Raw genomic sequence first — 16,034 nt, 5'->3', positions numbered from 1 at the left:
ATAGCTAGAGGAGGTGCAAACGATGAAATTGCATGAGCTTTCTTCCGCTTCAGGTTCCCGCGATACGCGCAAGCGTGTAGGTCGTGGTATCGGTAGTGGGATGGGTAAAACAGCTACTCGCGGTCACAAAGGTCAAAACGCCCGTTCCGGCGGCGGTGTCCGTCCGGGCTTCGAAGGCGGTCAGAACCCGCTTTATCGTCGCTTGCCAAAACGTGGATTTAACAACAGATTCCGTACGGAATATGCGGTTATCAACGTAGAGGATTTGAACAAGTTTGCAGCAGGTACGGAAGTAACTCCTGAAGTTCTTTTGGAATCCGGCATCGTGAAAAACCCTAAAGATGGCATCAAAATTTTGGGTAACGGTGAAATCACGGTTCAGTTGAACGTTAAGGCTAGCAAGTTCTCCCAATCTGCGGTAGAGAAAATCCAGGCTGCCGGCGGTAAAACCGAGGTGATTTAATGTTTCGTACCATATCCAATATTATGAGAGTAGACGATCTGAGGAGACGGATCCTGTTCACCCTTCTGGTGCTGATCGTCTACAGAATTGGTGCTTTTATTCCGGTACCTAACATCAACACAGACATTCTCAAGCTTCAAGACCAAGCTAACGCAGGTGGTGTATTCGGCTTGCTGAATACATTCTCCGGCGGCGCGTTGTTCCAATTCTCCATCTTCGCGATGGGGATTATGCCGTATATCACGGCATCCATCATCGTGCAGCTTCTTTCCATGGATGTCATTCCGACATTCACGCAATGGGCTAAAGAAGGAGAAGTCGGCAGAAAGAAGTTAAGCCAGATCACCCGTTACGGGACCATTGTGCTGGGAATCGTTCAAGCTTTTGGTCTGGCGATCGGATTTAACCGTCTATATGCCGGTCTTGTGATCAATCCGAACTTTACGACGTATGCGTTGATCGCGATCGTTCTTACGGCTGGGACTGCTTTTCTGATGTGGTTAGGGGAACAAATCACCGAAAATGGCATTGGAAATGGTATTTCCATTATCATCTTCGCAGGGATTGTCGCGGCAATCCCGACTGGCATCAGACAAATATACCAAACGCAATTTGCAGATGCAGGCGGCGCGCTCTTCCTTAACATCTTGAAGATCGCCATTATTGCCGTCGTGGTCATTGCTTTGATCGCCGGTGTGATTTTCGTCCAGCAGGGCGTTCGTAAAATTCCGGTGCAGTATGCAAAACGGGTGGTAGGCCGAAAAATGTTCGGAGGACAGTCGACGCATATTCCGCTTAAAGTGAATGCGGCGGGCGTCATTCCGGTCATCTTCTCGCTTTCGTTGTTGGTGTTTCCTCCGACGATCGCAAGCTTCTGGAGAGGCAATGCGGTGGCGGAATGGATTATCACCAACTTGAACTACACGCATCCGCTCGGTATGGTGCTGTACGTTTTGTTGATCATCGGCTTCACGTATTTCTACACGTTTGTACAGATGAATCCTGTGCAAATGGCGGATCAGATGAAGAAAAACGGCGGATATATCCCAGGGATTCGTCCGGGTAAAACCACTTCGGTTTACTTGACGCGAGTCATGAGCCGAATTACATTGTCCGGTGCGCTGTTCCTGGCTGCCATCTCGATCCTTCCAATGATTATCGGTTCTGTGGCTGGACTGCCGAACTCGGTTACCATTGGCGGAACGTCTTTGCTGATCGTTATCGGTGTAGGACTTGAGACGATGAAACAAATCGAGAGCCAACTGATCAAACGCCACTACAAAGGCTTCATTAATAAATAGCAAATAGGTACTGATAGTGAGCTTTTAGCTATCGGCACCTATTGTGCTGTTAGTATCGATAGATGCCAGTGGGGAGGAAGTCTGATGAACGTCATCTTTATGGGGCCCCCGGGTGCAGGAAAAGGTACTCAGGCGGAACGAATCGTTGATGAGTTTCAAATTCCGCATATTTCTACGGGAGACGCCTTTCGGCTGGCGATGAAGCAGGAAACGCCGCTCGGGCTCGAAGCGAAGAAGTATGTGGATCAAGGTTTGCTCGTACCGGATGAAATTACGATCGGGATCGTTCGCGAACGCCTTCAGCAGCCGGACTGCAGCAAAGGCTTTTTGCTGGACGGTTTTCCAAGAACCATCTCCCAAGCCGAAGCTTTGGATGAAATTGCGGCATCGCTGGATAAAACCATCGAGCACGTGATCAATCTGAAAGTGGATCGGGATTTGCTGCTTGCCCGTTTGACAGGTCGCCGGATCTGTAAATCCTGCGGTGCTACGTATCATGTCTTGTTTAACCCTCCTGCACGTGAGCATGTTTGCGACAAATGTTCTGGTGAGTTGTATCAGCGTTCGGATGACACCGAAGAAAAGGTAGGGACTCGTTTGGACGAGTATACCAATAAAACCGCTCCGCTTTTGGAGTATTATCGTAACAAGGGAATATTGCGTGAGGTTAACGGTGAGCAAGAGATTAATACGGTTACTGCACAAATCAGTTCACAATTGCGGGGGCTTGCGTAATGATCATCTGTAAGTCAGCTGCTGAATTGGAATTGATGCGGGAGGCGGGACGGATTGTCGCCGAAACGCATCGGGTGCTGCGGCAAGCCATTCAGCCCGATATTACAACGAAACAGCTCGACCAGATCGCAGAAGATTTTATTCGCAGTCAGGGCGCAATTCCGTCTTTTAAAGGCTACAATGGTTTTCCTGGCAGTATTTGCGCTTCGGTCAACGACGAACTGGTTCACGGCATACCCAGTCAACGAAAGCTTAAAGACGGTGACATCATCAGTATCGACATCGGTGCAGAGTACAAAGGATATCATGGAGATTCCGCATGGACCTACGGTGTTGGCGAGATTTCCGATACGGCCCGCAAGCTGCTCGAAGTAACCGAAAGGTCGCTTTATGCAGGACTTGCCGAAGCCAAACCGGACGCCAGACTGTACACGATATCCCACGCCATTCAAAAAGTGATTGAAGATGAAGGTTTTTCGGTTGTTCGGGAATACGTAGGACATGGCATCGGAACGAAGCTCCACGAGGAGCCGCAGATTCCGAACTACGGCATTCCAGGGCGCGGTCCGCGGCTGAAGCCCGGTATGGTACTTGCAATCGAGCCAATGGTCAACGTGGGCGAACGTTATGTGAAGACCCTTGCAGACAATTGGACGGTTGTGACGGTGGATGGCACACTGTGCGCGCATTTTGAGCATACCATAGCGATTACGCCGGACGGCTACGAGATTTTTACGCTGCCCGGTAAGTAAAGCACGATGGCAACATCGAACATGCCCCAAATCGGACAAATCGTTAGGGTGAATCGGGGACGGGAATCCGGATCGTACGCTGTCATAATCGGCGTCGTAGACCAACGGTACGTGTGGATTGCAGACGGCGGAAAACGGAAATCAGACGCACCCAAAAAGAAAAACGTGATTCATCTTGAGCTTCTGCTGGCGATCAGCAGTGAAGTGGCTGATAGTATTATGACTACCGGTCGAGTCACCAACGGAAAGCTGCGGTTTGCATTGACGAAGTATGCGGACCATGAATCAGCGAAAGCGCAAGAGAAAGGAGAATGACTGTGGCCAAAGAAGATGTGATTGAAGTTGAAGGTACAGTGATTGAACCTCTTCCGAATGCAATGTTTAAGGTTGAACTGGAGAACGGTCATAAGATACTTGCTCACGTATCCGGTAAAATCAGAATGCACTTTATCCGGATCCTGCCCGGCGATAAAGTGACGGTCGAGCTCTCGCCCTATGATTTGACCAGAGGCCGTATAACCTATCGTTTTAAATAAATGTACGAAGTCAGTTTTCTCACAAAGCTCAGCTAACGCTTACGAAGTAAGTTTTCTATCGAAAACTCAGCTAACTCTTACGATGTAAGTTTTCTCACGAAAACTTTGAGGAGGTTAACACCATGAAGGTTAGACCGTCGGTCAAGCCGATTTGCGAAAAATGCAAAGTCATTCGCCGCAAAGGCAACGTTATGGTAATCTGCGAAAATCCGAAACACAAACAAAAACAAGGTTAAGGAGGTGCTGTGTTAAATGGCACGTATTGCTGGTGTAGACTTGCCTCGTGACAAACGAGTAGTAATCGCGCTGACCTACATTTTCGGGATCGGTAACACGACTGCTCAGAAAATCGTGGCTCAAACCGGTATCAATGCTGATACTCGCGTTCGCGATTTGACAGAAGACGAAGTAAGCAAAATCCGCGACGTCATCGACAAAACGCTGAAAGTGGAAGGCGACCTGCGTCGTGAAATCTCGCTGAACATTAAGCGCCTGATCGAGATCGGCTGCTATCGTGGCGTTCGTCACCGCCGCGGCCTGCCTGTTCGCGGTCAACGTACTAAAACAAATGCTCGTACGCGTAAAGGTCCTCGTCGTACGGTAGCTAATAAGAAAAAATAGTAAAGGGGGGTAACCTTTAAAAATGGCTAAACCTAAAAAAGTCGTTCGTACAAAACGTCGTGATCGGAAAAATATCGACTCCGGAGTGGCTCATATCCGCTCTACGTTCAACAACACTATCGTAACCATTACCGACCCGCACGGGAATGCAATCTCCTGGGCAAGTGCCGGTAACCTCGGGTTCAAAGGCTCGCGTAAAAGCACTCCGTTTGCTGCGCAAATGGCTGCCGAATCTGCGGCAAAAGCTGCGATGGAGCATGGCATGAGAGCAGTTGAGGTTATGGTTAAAGGACCGGGTGCAGGTCGCGAAGCTGCGATTCGTTCGCTGCAAGCTGCAGGTTTGGAAGTAAACCTGATTAAAGACGTTACACCGATTCCTCATAACGGTTGCCGTCCTCCGAAACGTCGTCGTGTCTAATTAGGATCGCTAAGCCAAGCGGTATATTTTTCCAAAAGTTGTGAATACTATTTGGATAGGCATACTGCGCGTTTATACGTCTTAAGTTATCCAAAGGGAAACGACGTTTGAAGGAGGGTGTAACCATGATCGAAATCGAAAAGCCGAAAATAGAAACCGTATCATTGAGCGAAGACGGCACCTACGGCAAGTTTGTTGTAGAGCCATTGGAACGAGGCTACGGAACGACTCTTGGGAACTCGCTTCGCAGAATTTTGCTTTCGTCTTTGCCGGGCGCCGCTGTGACGTCCGTGCAAATCGACGGCGTGCTGCATGAGTTCTCCACCATTCCGGGTGTCATGGAAGATGTTACGGAGATTATCCTGAACCTGAAAGGGCTATCGCTCAAGATTCACTCCGATGAGGAGAAAGTGCTCGAGATTGATGCCGAAGGTGAAGGGGCTGTTGTGGCTGGCGATATTCGCGGCGATAGCGATGTGGAAATCTTAAACCCGGATTTGCACATTGCTACGCTGTCCTCCGATGCAAGGCTGCATATGAGAATTCATGCGAGCCGCGGCCGGGGATACGTATCGGCAGACAAGAACAAAAAAGAGGATCAGCCGATCGGCGTGATTCCGATCGATTCGATCTACACTCCGATTACTCGTGTCAATTACAGCGTAGAAAATACTCGCGTCGGTCAAGTTACCAACTATGATAAGTTGACCCTTGAAGTTTGGACGGATGGAAGCATCCGCCCGGAAGAAGCCGTAAGCTTGGGCGCCAAAATTTTGACGGAGCATCTGATGCTGTTCGTCGGTCTGACCGACGAAGCCAAGGACGCCGAGATTATGGTGGAGAAGGAAGAGGACAAGAAAGAGAAAGTTCTGGAGATGACTATCGAAGAACTCGATCTCTCGGTTCGTTCCTACAACTGCCTGAAGCGCGCCGGCATCAATACGGTGCAGGAATTGATTACGAAAACGGAAGAAGACATGATGAAGGTCCGCAACTTGGGTCGCAAATCTCTGGAGGAAGTTCAAGAGAAGCTCGAAGAGCTTGGTCTTGGCCTGAGAATGGAAGATTAAGTCTCAAGTCGCGCACCTCTGACCAATCAAGCAGAAGGAGGTTGCTCACATGGCATACCAAAAGTTGGGTCGTGACTCCAGCGCGCGTAAAGCTTTGTTTCGCGATCTGGTAACCGACTTGTTCATACATGAGCGCATTCAAACGACGGAAGCGAAAGCCAAAGAACTTCGTTCCATCGCAGAAAAATTGATCACCTTGGCAAAACGTGGTGACTTGCATGCACGTCGGCAAGTGGCTTCCTTCGTTCGTCGCGAAGCGGCAAACGAAAACCAAGATGCGATTCAAAAGCTTTTCTCCGATCTGGCTCCTCGCTACGCTGAGCGTCAAGGCGGCTATACCCGCATTTTGAAGCTTGGACCTCGTCGCGGCGATGCTGCTCCAATGGTTTACTTGGAGCTTGTAGACCGGGCTTAAGAGAAAAAGGATGGGAAAGGGTGGACGGGATCTTACGATTCTGATGAAACCCTTTTTTTTGTAGGATCGAAAATTCGTTTTTCCAAGCACGGAGGACTGCCGTGAGAAACATCTGCATGACGGTATCCTATAACGGGGCGAGCTACCATGGCTTCCAGACGCAGCCTCAGAAGATTACCATTCAGCAACAGCTGGAACAAGCTTTGCATCAGCTCACCTTTGAGGAGATCAAAGTGACGGCTTCGGGGCGGACCGATGCGGGGGTTCATGCGCGGGGACAGGTCTTTAATTTTCAGACCGGTTCTCAAATCCCGATTGAACGCTGGTGCATGGCGATGAACTCGCGATTGCCGGATGATATTGTGGTATGGGATGCTAAGTTGGTGCCGGATGATTTTCATGCCCGAAGGTCTGCTAAGCGCAAGACGTACCGATATACGATGCGATGCGGGAAATATCCGGACCTGTTTAAGCGGCACACGGAGTTTCACCATCCCACTCCCCTTGATATAACGTCCATGCAGGACGCGCTGAGCTGCTTTATCGGCGAGCACGACTTCACTTCGTTTTGTTCGAGCCGATCATCGGCAGATAGCCATGTTCGCACGATCTTCGAAGCTCGCTTGGAGTGCGAGCCGACGGAGCCGCACTTGCAGTCGTACGCTATCCACATTTATTTGACCGGCAGCGGTTTCTTATATAATATGGTGCGGATCATTGTAGGTACCTTGATTGAGGTTGGCGAAGGGAAGCGGAGCCCGTCTAGTATTCGTGACGTATTGGCGGCGCAAGATAGGGCTTTGGCAGGGCCGACGGCGATGGCGCACGGGCTTATGCTGTGGGAAGTTTTTTACGGAAAAGATGCGCCAAATGCTTGATTACTGCATGCGGATGTAGTAAAATAACAGATGGTGTTTCTTATGACTGGCTACCCCACGGCCCCGGGTCAATGAAACGGCCAACCAACTTGTTTTAACCTATAACCATGACTATGAATGACCTGTGATGAAGATAGATTTAGGAGGAACATTAACATGCGTACCACATATATGGCGAAGCCTAGTGAAGTTGAACGCAAATGGTACATCATCGATGCTACCGGCAAGACGCTCGGACGTCTGGCCAGCGAAGCGGCAAGCATTCTGCGCGGCAAACATAAGCCTCAATTTACTCCGCATGTAGACACTGGCGATTTCGTCGTTGTCATCAATGCTGAGAAAATCGTTTTGACAGGTAAAAAACTGCAAAACAAAATGTACTATCGTCACTCCCTGCATCCGGGCGGTCTGAAAGTGACTTCGGCTCAAGATATGCTGAACAACAAGCCTGAGCGTATGTTGGAACTGGCGATTCACGGTATGCTTCCGAAAAACCGTTTAGGCAACCGCCTGAAAACGAAGCTGAAAGTGTATGCAGGTTCGGAACATCCGCATCAAGCACAACAACCTGAAGTTTGGGAACTTCGCGGTTAATAAAGGGAGGACTGTCTTGTGGCACAAGTACAATATTATGGCACTGGTCGTCGTAAGCATTCGGTAGCACGTGTACGTTTGGTACCGGGCGAAGGCCGTATCGTGATTAATAAACGCGAGCTGGACGAATACTTTGGTCTGGAAACGCTGAAATTGATCGTAAAACAACCGCTTAACCTGACCGAAACATTGTCCAAGTACGATGTATTGGTTCTGGCTCATGGCGGCGGGATCTCCGGACAAGCCGGCGCGATCCGTCACGGGATTTCCCGCGCTCTGTTGAAAGCAGATCCGGAATTCCGTGGAGCCCTGAAAAAAGCGGGCTTCCTGACTCGTGACCCGCGGATGAAAGAGCGTAAAAAGTACGGCTTGAAAGCTGCACGTCGCGCTCCTCAATTCTCCAAACGTTAATATCGACTCAACGAACCTTTCCGATTCACGTCGGAAAGGTTTTTTTATTTTCACCGAACAAGCCGGAAAGCAATAAAATAAGGCAGAAGCCTAGAGAAAATTTTAAATTGACAAAAAGGGTCCGTTGTTTATAATTAAGATAAATAAAATAAAACACATAAATATACTCGGAATTAAATTGCTGGAGGTGCGAAAAGCCATGAATTTATTTGAGAAAGAAGAGTTAATCCGTCAAGCAGCAGAGGATTTTGAATTCCAAAGCCCGGAGGCACTTTTATCCTGGGCGGTAGAAAGATTCCCCAATATCACTTTAGCCTGTAGTTTCGGAGCAGAGGACGTCGTATTGGTCGATATGCTCCAGAAGATCAGCCCCAAAACCGATATCTTTTACCTCGATACGAACGTGCATTTTCAGGAAACTTATGAAACCCGCGACCGTCTGCAGCAGCACTATGGAGTCGAATTCGTTCAAGTGCTTCCGAAGCTTACGTTGGAGGAGCAGGCCCAGCAGTTTGGCGAAGAACTGTGGAAGAGCGCTCCAAACCAATGCTGCAACATCCGCAAAGTCGATCCATTAACGGACATCCTCAAAAACTACGATGCCTGGATCACAGGAATTCGCCGTGACCAAGCTCCGACACGCGCTAACTCCAAGAAGGCCGAATATGACGTCAAGTTCGGTCTTGTCAAATTCAATCCGCTCGCCGGCTGGACATCTGAAGACGTTTGGAATTATATTCGAAGTAACAACATTATTTATAATCCGCTTCATGACCGGAGCTATCCAAGTATCGGCTGTGAGCACTGTACTCGTCCAGTAGCGGCGGGTGAGGACCCGAGAACGGGCCGTTGGGCCGGTTTCGAGAAGACGGAATGCGGACTTCATAAATAAGCAGAGAGAGCAATAGGAGGAGCAATAGCGATGGGAGAAACCATTCGACCACATGGCGGGGCGCTCATTAATCGGGTGATTGAGGGCGAGAAAAGAACAAGCCAGCTGGAGCATGCAGCAACGTTATATTCGCTTAACATTGACGCATGGACGATTTCCGATCTTGATTTGATCGGTGTCGGTGCTTTTTCGCCGCTTACTGGCTTTTTGGGTGAACAGGATTATCATTCGGTCGTGGAACGTATGCGTTTGAAAGACGGGACGGTCTGGAGCATTCCGATTACGTTAGCCGTCGAGCCGCAAATCGCTAGTGACTTCGCCATTGGACAGGAAGTAGCACTTGTAGGGGCGCAAGACGGCATCATCTACGGCATTATTGAGGTCCAAAGCATTTATCATGTTGACCAGCGCAAAGAAGCGCTGAACGTGTTTAAAACCGACGACGAAGCGCATCCCGGCGTCCAGAAGCTGTTCTCCAGACCGTCGACTTATATCGGCGGGCCGATCCAAGTATTGAACCGTCCGAAGCCGGATAAATTCGAGGAGTTTTACTACGACCCGGCCGTAACGCGGCAGCTTTTTTCTGAAAAGGGCTGGAAGAGCGTAGTCGGCTTTCAAACTCGGAATCCGGTTCATCGGGCGCATGAATACATTCAAAAAAGCGCGATGGAAATCGTCGATGCGCTCTTTTTGAACCCGCTCGTGGGCGAGACCAAGTCTGACGATATATCGGCCGACGTCCGGATGCGCAGCTATTTGGTCCTGCTGGAAAATTACTATCCGAAGGACCGCGTATTTTTGGGTGTATTCCCCGCGGCGATGCGCTATGCCGGTCCGCGCGAAGCGATCTTCCATGCAATGGTCCGGAAAAACTACGGCTGCACGCATTTTATTGTTGGGCGCGATCATGCGGGCGTAGGCGACTATTACGGAACGTATGAAGCCCAGGAAATCTTCAGCAATTTCACTCCCGAAGAGCTTGGCATCACGCCGCTGTTCTTCGAGCACAGCTTCTTTTGCACGAAATGCGCTAACATGGCTTCCAGCAAGACGTGTCCGCACGGCAAAGAAGACCATTTGCATCTCTCCGGAACAAAAGTTCGTGCGCTGCTGCGTGACGGCCAATGCCCTCCACCGCAGTTCACGCGGCCGGAAGTGGCGGAAGTGTTGATCCAAGGTATGAAGGACCCCGAATATCAGGTATAAGTAAGGTATAATTGTCCACCTCGTCCCATAAGATGAAAGAGAGTCTAGGGATGTGAGGTGGATTTTTTCATGTTCGGAAAAAGAAAGAGGGTCATCGTTTGGCTGACCATGCATAGCGGAATCAAAATCGTGATGTCAGCCTTGTTGGTGGCGCTCATGCTGTTCATGTTCACCTACGAGCTCCCATCCACCAAAACATGGACGTATTGGACGATGCCGCTGTCCGGCAAAATCATCGCATTGGATGCCGGGCATGGCGGGCCGGATGGAGGCGCTCGAAGCAAGGATGGGTTGGAGGAGAAGGATGTCAATTTGGCCATTGCCTTGCACCTTCGGGATTATTTGCAGCAGTCGGGAGCATTGGTGGTCATGACCCGGGAGGACGATCGGGACCTGGCCTCTCCGGAAACGAAAGGGTACAGTAAACGCAAAACCGAAGATCTGTTGAAACGGGCTGAGTTTGTTTCCAAGCAAAAGTCCAATCTATTCGTTAGCATCCATCTGAACAGCATCCCGTCCCCCCGCTGGTCGGGTGCCCAGACGTTCTTTTATCCGAATCATGCCGACAATTCGACCTTGGCAACGTTGATTCAGGAGGAGATTAAAAGGAATTTGAAAAATACGGATCGGGTCGCGAAGCAGGCCGACAAAGAAATCTATTTGCTTAAAGCGATGACCATCCCAAGCGCTCTCGTCGAAGTCGGATTTTTATCCAATCCGGGCGAGGCTCAGCTCCTTCGAGATCCGGCTTACCAGAAAAAGATAGCGACTTCCATTTATCAAGGCATTCTCCGGTACTACTCGGGTGAAAAAGTGGGTTCCTGATGAATTTGTGGTATAATATACCGCAGTAGAACTTAAACAATGGATCGCCGAGGTGACATCGTGCTAACCAAAGAACAATTGCTGGCTTCCATAAGCCCGCTGAAGGACCTGGAATTTGGCTTAAGCTTAGCCGATTTGAATTTTATTCGCGATATCATGATCAAGGAACAACATGTGTCGGCTACCGTACTGCTGTCCAATGATAACGAATCGTACAAGCAGCAGCTGCAGGATCAGGTTGCTGAAGCTTTCAAACAAGCGGGCGCTGCGGACGTTCACCTGCGCTTTCGGCTGCTGTCTGAATTCGAGCGCAACGAAGCGGCGCGTAAGACTCAAGAATCCGCTTCTGTTCACGAAAAAACCGAACAACCTTCCGAGCCTTCTGTCAATGTGCTTGACCCGCAATCGGGAGTGCGTTTCATTGCTATTGCGAGCGGAAAAGGCGGCGTCGGGAAATCGACAGTCACGGTCAACTTGGCCGTAGCGTTAGCAAGATTAGGGAAGAAAGTCGGCTTGGTCGATGCCGATATTTACGGATTTAGCGTTCCCGATATGATGGGCATCGAAGAACGGCCGCAGCTTGTGAACAACCGGATTATTCCGGTTGAGCGGTTCGGCGTTAAAGTGATTTCCATGGGCTTTTTTGTCGAAGAAAATACACCGGTCATTTGGCGCGGTCCGATGCTGGGCAAAATGCTTCGCAACTTCTTTAACGAAGTGGAGTGGGGCGAGCTTGACTATATTTTGCTGGATCTGCCCCCGGGGACCGGAGATGTGGCCCTTGACGTCCATCAGATGATTCCGCACAGCAAAGAAATTATCGTTACCACGCCCCATGCTACAGCAGCTTTTGTAGCGGCACGGGCAGGAGCGATGGCCATTCATACGGAGCATGAGATTATCGGCGTTGTTGAGAATATGTCGTACTATGCCTGTGGCAAATGCGGCAATAAAGACTATGTGTTCGGCCGCGGAGGCGGCGGCAAGCTAGCTGAGGAGCTGCATACGAAGCTGCTGGCGCAAATTCCTCTGGGCGTTCCGGACAACCATGTGGCCGAGCTGGATTATTCTCCTTCGGTTTATAAAGCCGATACCGAGACAGGGCTCATTTACCGCGATATGGCGGAGCAACTTATTCAACAATTAGAGGAAAAAGGATCAGCCTGACGAGGCCGATCCTTTTTTTTAAGCTTTAATGTCAACCTCCACCGCTTCCGCCGCCTTGCTTAGATCCGCCACCTTGCTTGCCTTGTCCTCCTTTTTGCTTACCCTTGCCTTCGCCTTCACCGCCCTTCTTCTTGCCTTTCTCCTCCTTAGGCTTCGATTCTTCCTGCAGCACCTTTTTCATCAAATCCATCATTTCCAAGCGGAAAATCGGACTTTGCAGTGATTCCTGAATGACAGCTTTGGTTTGAGTGCGGTAGGCTGTTCCCTTCAACGTATCCATCAGCATCGATTCAAAATCAGGGCTTTTCATGGCATCCATCATGGCTTTTTGATATTCGGGGTCCTTTAATAAATCCTTATGAATTTGTTTGGTATCTTTTTGAATGGCTTTGGCGAATTGGCCGGCGAATTTCGGATCGCTGATCATTTTTTGCAGAAACTGGTTGCTCTCCGTATCGGTCAGCACATCCTTTACCGCTAGCTGCAGCTGCTGCGTATCGCCGGCCGATAATAATTGGAGCTTGCTGTTCTCATGTATGGTAGCCTCTTGGATAGCTTTCCGCCCGTCTTCGGTCTTCAAAATATCGAGAACCATCGACTTGGTGTCTTTGTAAGTATTCCCGCCACCGGCGGATGAAGCTTTAGATTCGGAACCGCAGGAAGTCAAGAAGCCGACGATTAGGACGGCGGGTAAAAAACGAATCCATCGCGCTATCATCAGTTCGGGCTCCTTTCATTGTTTTGCCGTTAGTATTTGTTACGTACCCGGGGATTAACACAATTGTTGTTAGCTTTTTATTGTGAAGGTTGGTACAATTAACTGTTGAAATGACTTATTGGGGGTATAGCGGTCGTGACGTTAAGAAAATGGTTTTATTTATTTTGGACCACGCTGCTGATCGGTGCGGTGGCGGCCGTTATTGCCGGGCTTGTACTACAATTGACGGACCAACAGGTTGAGCTCGGCGGAAAACAAATCGGCTTTAGTATGATCACGATGATTCTTGGCGGTGCCACGATCAGTGTGTTGAGCCAGATGGGTTTTTTCGCTTATTTGATTGTGCGGTATATTATCGGCGGCATCCTTCGAAAATGGGCCTGGGATATCGTCCAAGTGATCATTACGGTGATCGTCTTGTTCGATCTGATCTATTTGCGCTATGTTAGCAGTGAGCAGCAGATGAGCTGGGGCGTGTATATGATCCTTCCGCTTTCGCTAATTATAGTGTCGATCGGCGTAGCTTGGTGGAAAGTAAAAATGACGAATCGGAGCGCAGCTATTCCGACATTATTTTTTATGATCGCGGTCACGGCGATCGAAGCTATTCCTTCCCTGCGGCTCGACAACGCAGCTTCCACCATCTTTATGATGGTTCCGCTGTACTTGTGTAATGCTTGGCAAATATTGATCCTTAGCAAAGTGCTGAACACAAATAAAGAGCCGATGTAACGGCTCTTGCTGTTTTTTCATATGTAAGAAGCGGGGTTAACGTACAGGCTTCATCGTTTGATCTTCGACAGGCGGCTGATTGCTGACCTTCGTTTGCTTCATCAATTGACTGACGGTCACGAACTCGTAACCTTTTTCGCGTAATTTGTCGATAATAACGGGGAGCGCTTCGTGGGTTTGCTTCACGGAGTCGCTGGCGTGAAATAAAATGATATCGCCGGGATGCGCTTTAGATAAGACGCGGTTGATGATCGTGTCGACTCCTTTATTCATCCAATCCTGAGAATCCGTATCCCATTGAATGACCGTATAACGAAGTTCGTTAGCGATCTGCAGCACGCGTTTGTCAAAATCGCCGTTCGGAAGCCGCAGCAGGTTCGGACTTGTACCGGTAACTTCCTGAATGATTTGGTGAGCCGTCTTAATTTGGGCACGAATTTCCTCATCGTTCAAGCTGCTGTAATTCACGTGCTTATGTCCGTGACTGCCGATTTCCCACCCGCCTTTGACGATTTTGCTTACGGTATCGGGATGACTTTTGGTCCAAGGTGACGATAAGAAAAAGGTTGCGTTTCGAATTCCTTTGTTTTCCAGAATTTGAAGAATCGGCTCCGTGCGCGTATCCCCCCAGCTGATATCGAAGGTGAGAGCGATCAGCTTTCTTTCCGTGGGAATACTGTAGACCGCAGCGGGTTCGTATTGGGAGAAGACCGAAACATTTTCCCTTTCCGAATAAATGATGCCGATGGCGAACAGGACAGCAACGGTAATAATTAGCGCTTGTTTTAGTTTTTTGCCGTTCATGACATAAAAATAATTCACTGGCTAGGCCTCCTTTGCCCATCTCGTCCGAAAAGGCTTGTATTAATAGATGTGTATGCTCGTACCGATATCTTATGCTTAAAAAGGAGGGACTCTCTTTTGAATTGGAAAAATGCATTTACGCAAATGAAGCTGATGAAACATTACTTTATTGCATCCACCTTGGTATTTGTCACCGGTATCGTCATGGGCGCGCTGTACTCAAGCCAGTTTCATGCGTTTATCAACGGCCAGCTCGAAGCGTTAAAACAAATCTCGGATTCCATTGCAAGCAAGCCGAATCAGCAATGGTCTTTATTTTGGCTCATTTTTTGGAATAATGCTTCCAAATCGTTATTGATCATTGCCTTGGGATTGTTTTTCGGAGTATTCCCGCTGTTTTTTCTTCTTGCCAACGGCTTGCTGCTTGGCTACGTATGTACGGTGTCGGCCCAGAAGCAATCCTGGCTGTATGTGATCAAAACAATCCTTCCCCACGGGATCCTGGAGATTCCGGCGATTATCGTGGCTTGTGCCTTCGGGCTGCGATTGGGCGTGATAGTGCTGAAGATGCTGCTTTCCGCACTTAGTCCGACCCGTTCCGTCAAGACAAGAGAACAGTTTCTTCTGTTTATCAAAGCGCTGCTGCCTGTCAGTGTAATGCTCGTAGCCGTGCTGTTCGTAGCCGCGCTAATCGAAAGCACGTTAACCTTATGGTTGGCCCGCGGATAAAAATAAATGAAACGCAAACTCATAAAAATGCCCAAAACTGTGCATAACAGTAAAACACAAGATCGGTTTTGGCGATATAAAGAGGTATGCAGACAAGCGCCGAACTTTCTTGGTTTGGATTCGATTACGCTTAAGCTGCATATCTTTTTTGCATTTGCGCACTTCATTTTGGAAAGGGGCCACATCGGCATGCTTGGCTTTTTGTTTAACGAACGGGAATGCAGAGAACTGGATTACGTCCTGCGCAAGGAACTGGATGAAATGCTCTTCGACTTGAGTGACAAGAGAATCGATGCGGACATCAAAACGGCGATCGAATCGCGGTACAAAGTCATTTTCCGCATGTATGCCCGCCTAGCCTCGCCAAAAGAAATTTCGAAATACGCAAGAAACCGGATGTACCATTAAAATAAAATCGAAAAATCGCTTGACTTCCGGTGCGCTCTTATGATATTTTATTACTCGTTCTCCTTTTGCAAGCGAGCAGCTTCACCTCTGGAAACAAAAAGAAATAAAAAAAGTGCTTGCTTTTCGATAGGCGAATGTGATATATTATAAAAGTCGCCGCTAAACAAGGTGACAACAAGAAACAAAGGCTGCAGAGCTTGATAACGCAGCACTTGTTGAAGGAAATTGCCCTTTGAAAACTGAACATCGAGTGAGTGTCATATAAGAGAATGCAAATTCTCGTCAGTAGTAAATTTTGAGCTTTAATCAGCTTTTCTTTAATGGAGAGTTTGATCCTGGCTCAGGACGAACGCTGCCGA

The 16,034-nt window shown here is 48.8% G+C and carries 23 protein-coding genes; 21 read left to right on the top strand and 2 right to left on the bottom strand.

Features of this window, described 5'->3' with window-relative positions; all coding sequences use genetic code 11:
- The first annotated feature begins 22 nt into the window (after positions 1–22).
- The 18 genes from rplO to ET33_RS30990 all read left to right on the top strand — a co-directional run bounded on the left by rplO (position 23) and on the right by ET33_RS30990 (position 12,284).
- Positions 23–463, top strand: coding sequence for a 50S ribosomal protein L15 (gene rplO, locus ET33_RS31075; protein WP_036691397.1), 441 nt, complete (start codon positions 23–25; stop codon positions 461–463).
- Positions 463–1,764, top strand: coding sequence for a preprotein translocase subunit SecY (secY, locus tag ET33_RS31070; protein WP_036691395.1), 1,302 nt, complete (start codon positions 463–465; stop codon positions 1,762–1,764). Before rplO ends, secY begins: the two co-directional genes overlap by 1 nt.
- Positions 1,765–1,848: 84 nt before the next feature.
- Positions 1,849–2,499 carry an adenylate kinase gene (locus ET33_RS31065; RefSeq protein ID WP_036691392.1) on the top strand — a complete coding sequence of 217 codons (651 nt, stop codon included), beginning with the start codon at positions 1,849–1,851 and terminating at the stop codon, positions 2,497–2,499.
- Positions 2,499–3,251, top strand: a complete 753-nt coding sequence (gene map, locus ET33_RS31060) for a type I methionyl aminopeptidase (RefSeq protein ID WP_010498845.1) — start codon at positions 2,499–2,501, stop codon at positions 3,249–3,251. The genes ET33_RS31065 and map overlap by 1 nt, the downstream gene beginning before the upstream one ends.
- A 6-nt stretch (positions 3,252–3,257) precedes the next feature.
- The gene (locus ET33_RS31055; protein WP_036691389.1) at positions 3,258–3,566 is read left to right on the top strand and encodes a KOW domain-containing RNA-binding protein; all 309 of its coding nucleotides are present in this window, start codon (positions 3,258–3,260) and stop codon (positions 3,564–3,566) included.
- A gap of 2 nt (positions 3,567–3,568) precedes the next feature.
- The gene (gene infA / locus ET33_RS31050) at positions 3,569–3,787 is read left to right on the top strand and encodes a translation initiation factor IF-1 (protein ID WP_009676800.1); all 219 of its coding nucleotides are present in this window, start codon (positions 3,569–3,571) and stop codon (positions 3,785–3,787) included.
- A 122-nt stretch (positions 3,788–3,909) separates the two neighbouring features.
- Positions 3,910–4,023, top strand: a complete 114-nt coding sequence (gene rpmJ, locus ET33_RS31045; RefSeq protein ID WP_003333770.1) for a 50S ribosomal protein L36 — start codon at positions 3,910–3,912, stop codon at positions 4,021–4,023.
- A gap of 16 nt (positions 4,024–4,039) precedes the next feature.
- A complete protein-coding gene (rpsM, locus tag ET33_RS31040; protein ID WP_036691386.1) occupies positions 4,040–4,408 on the top strand; it encodes a 30S ribosomal protein S13 in 369 nt (122 codons plus the stop codon).
- 22 nt (positions 4,409–4,430) lie between these two features.
- Positions 4,431–4,826 carry a 30S ribosomal protein S11 gene (rpsK, locus tag ET33_RS31035; RefSeq protein WP_010498836.1) on the top strand — a complete coding sequence of 132 codons (396 nt, stop codon included), beginning with the start codon at positions 4,431–4,433 and terminating at the stop codon, positions 4,824–4,826.
- Between the two features lie 125 nt (positions 4,827–4,951).
- Positions 4,952–5,896 carry a DNA-directed RNA polymerase subunit alpha gene (locus ET33_RS31030; protein WP_036691383.1) on the top strand — a complete coding sequence of 315 codons (945 nt, stop codon included), beginning with the start codon at positions 4,952–4,954 and terminating at the stop codon, positions 5,894–5,896.
- 49 nt (positions 5,897–5,945) lie between these two features.
- Positions 5,946–6,311, top strand: a complete 366-nt coding sequence (rplQ, locus tag ET33_RS31025) for a 50S ribosomal protein L17 (RefSeq protein ID WP_010498832.1) — start codon at positions 5,946–5,948, stop codon at positions 6,309–6,311.
- Positions 6,312–6,412: 101 nt separating this feature from the next.
- Positions 6,413–7,189: a tRNA pseudouridine(38-40) synthase TruA gene (gene truA / locus ET33_RS31020; RefSeq protein WP_036691381.1), complete on the top strand. Its 777-nt coding sequence runs from the start codon at positions 6,413–6,415 to the stop codon at positions 7,187–7,189.
- A 156-nt stretch (positions 7,190–7,345) separates the two neighbouring features.
- Positions 7,346–7,783 carry a 50S ribosomal protein L13 gene (gene rplM, locus ET33_RS31015; RefSeq protein WP_036691379.1) on the top strand — a complete coding sequence of 146 codons (438 nt, stop codon included), beginning with the start codon at positions 7,346–7,348 and terminating at the stop codon, positions 7,781–7,783.
- 18 nt (positions 7,784–7,801) lie between these two features.
- Positions 7,802–8,194 (top strand): 30S ribosomal protein S9, encoded by a 393-nt coding sequence (gene rpsI, locus ET33_RS31010; protein WP_010498826.1) that lies wholly within the window; start codon positions 7,802–7,804, stop codon positions 8,192–8,194.
- Positions 8,195–8,393: 199 nt separating this feature from the next.
- A complete protein-coding gene (locus ET33_RS31005; protein WP_036691375.1) occupies positions 8,394–9,086 on the top strand; it encodes a phosphoadenylyl-sulfate reductase in 693 nt (230 codons plus the stop codon).
- A 30-nt stretch (positions 9,087–9,116) separates the two neighbouring features.
- Entirely contained in the window at positions 9,117–10,292 is a 1,176-nt protein-coding gene (sat, locus tag ET33_RS31000) for a sulfate adenylyltransferase (protein ID WP_036691373.1), read from the top strand.
- Positions 10,293–10,361: 69 nt separating this feature from the next.
- On the top strand, positions 10,362–11,117 hold the full coding sequence (gene cwlD / locus ET33_RS30995; RefSeq protein ID WP_036691370.1) for an N-acetylmuramoyl-L-alanine amidase CwlD: 756 nt from the start codon (positions 10,362–10,364) through the stop codon (positions 11,115–11,117).
- A 60-nt stretch (positions 11,118–11,177) separates the two neighbouring features.
- A complete protein-coding gene (locus tag ET33_RS30990) occupies positions 11,178–12,284 on the top strand; it encodes an Mrp/NBP35 family ATP-binding protein (RefSeq protein WP_036691502.1) in 1,107 nt (368 codons plus the stop codon).
- A 31-nt stretch (positions 12,285–12,315) separates the two neighbouring features.
- Here ET33_RS30990 and gerD read toward each other — a convergent pair whose 3' ends face one another.
- Entirely contained in the window at positions 12,316–13,002 is a 687-nt protein-coding gene (gerD, locus tag ET33_RS30985; RefSeq protein ID WP_036691368.1) for a spore germination lipoprotein GerD, read from the bottom strand.
- A gap of 135 nt (positions 13,003–13,137) precedes the next feature.
- Here gerD and ET33_RS30980 point away from each other — a divergent pair, with 135 nt between their 5' ends.
- Positions 13,138–13,734 (top strand): KinB-signaling pathway activation protein, encoded by a 597-nt coding sequence (locus ET33_RS30980; protein ID WP_036691366.1) that lies wholly within the window; start codon positions 13,138–13,140, stop codon positions 13,732–13,734.
- Positions 13,735–13,770: 36 nt separating this feature from the next.
- Here the strand turns inward: ET33_RS30980 and pdaB are convergent, their stop codons facing one another.
- Complete coding sequence (gene pdaB, locus ET33_RS30975; protein WP_036691364.1) at positions 13,771–14,556, bottom strand: polysaccharide deacetylase family sporulation protein PdaB; 786 nt, start codon at positions 14,554–14,556, stop codon at positions 13,771–13,773.
- 99 nt (positions 14,557–14,655) lie between these two features.
- Between pdaB and ET33_RS30970 the strand changes: the two genes are divergently transcribed.
- Positions 14,656–15,267, top strand: a complete 612-nt coding sequence (locus ET33_RS30970) for a stage II sporulation protein M (RefSeq protein WP_036691362.1) — start codon at positions 14,656–14,658, stop codon at positions 15,265–15,267.
- Between the two features lie 189 nt (positions 15,268–15,456).
- Positions 15,457–15,675 (top strand): hypothetical protein, encoded by a 219-nt coding sequence (locus ET33_RS30965; protein WP_036691499.1) that lies wholly within the window; start codon positions 15,457–15,459, stop codon positions 15,673–15,675.
- The last annotated feature ends 359 nt before the right edge of the window (positions 15,676–16,034 follow it).

The sequence above is a fragment of the Paenibacillus tyrphae genome (assembly GCF_000722545.1).
In the GTDB taxonomy this organism is placed as follows: domain Bacteria; phylum Bacillota; class Bacilli; order Paenibacillales; family NBRC-103111; genus Paenibacillus_G; species Paenibacillus_G tyrfis.
This window is presented reverse-complemented; position numbering and strand designations above follow the sequence as displayed.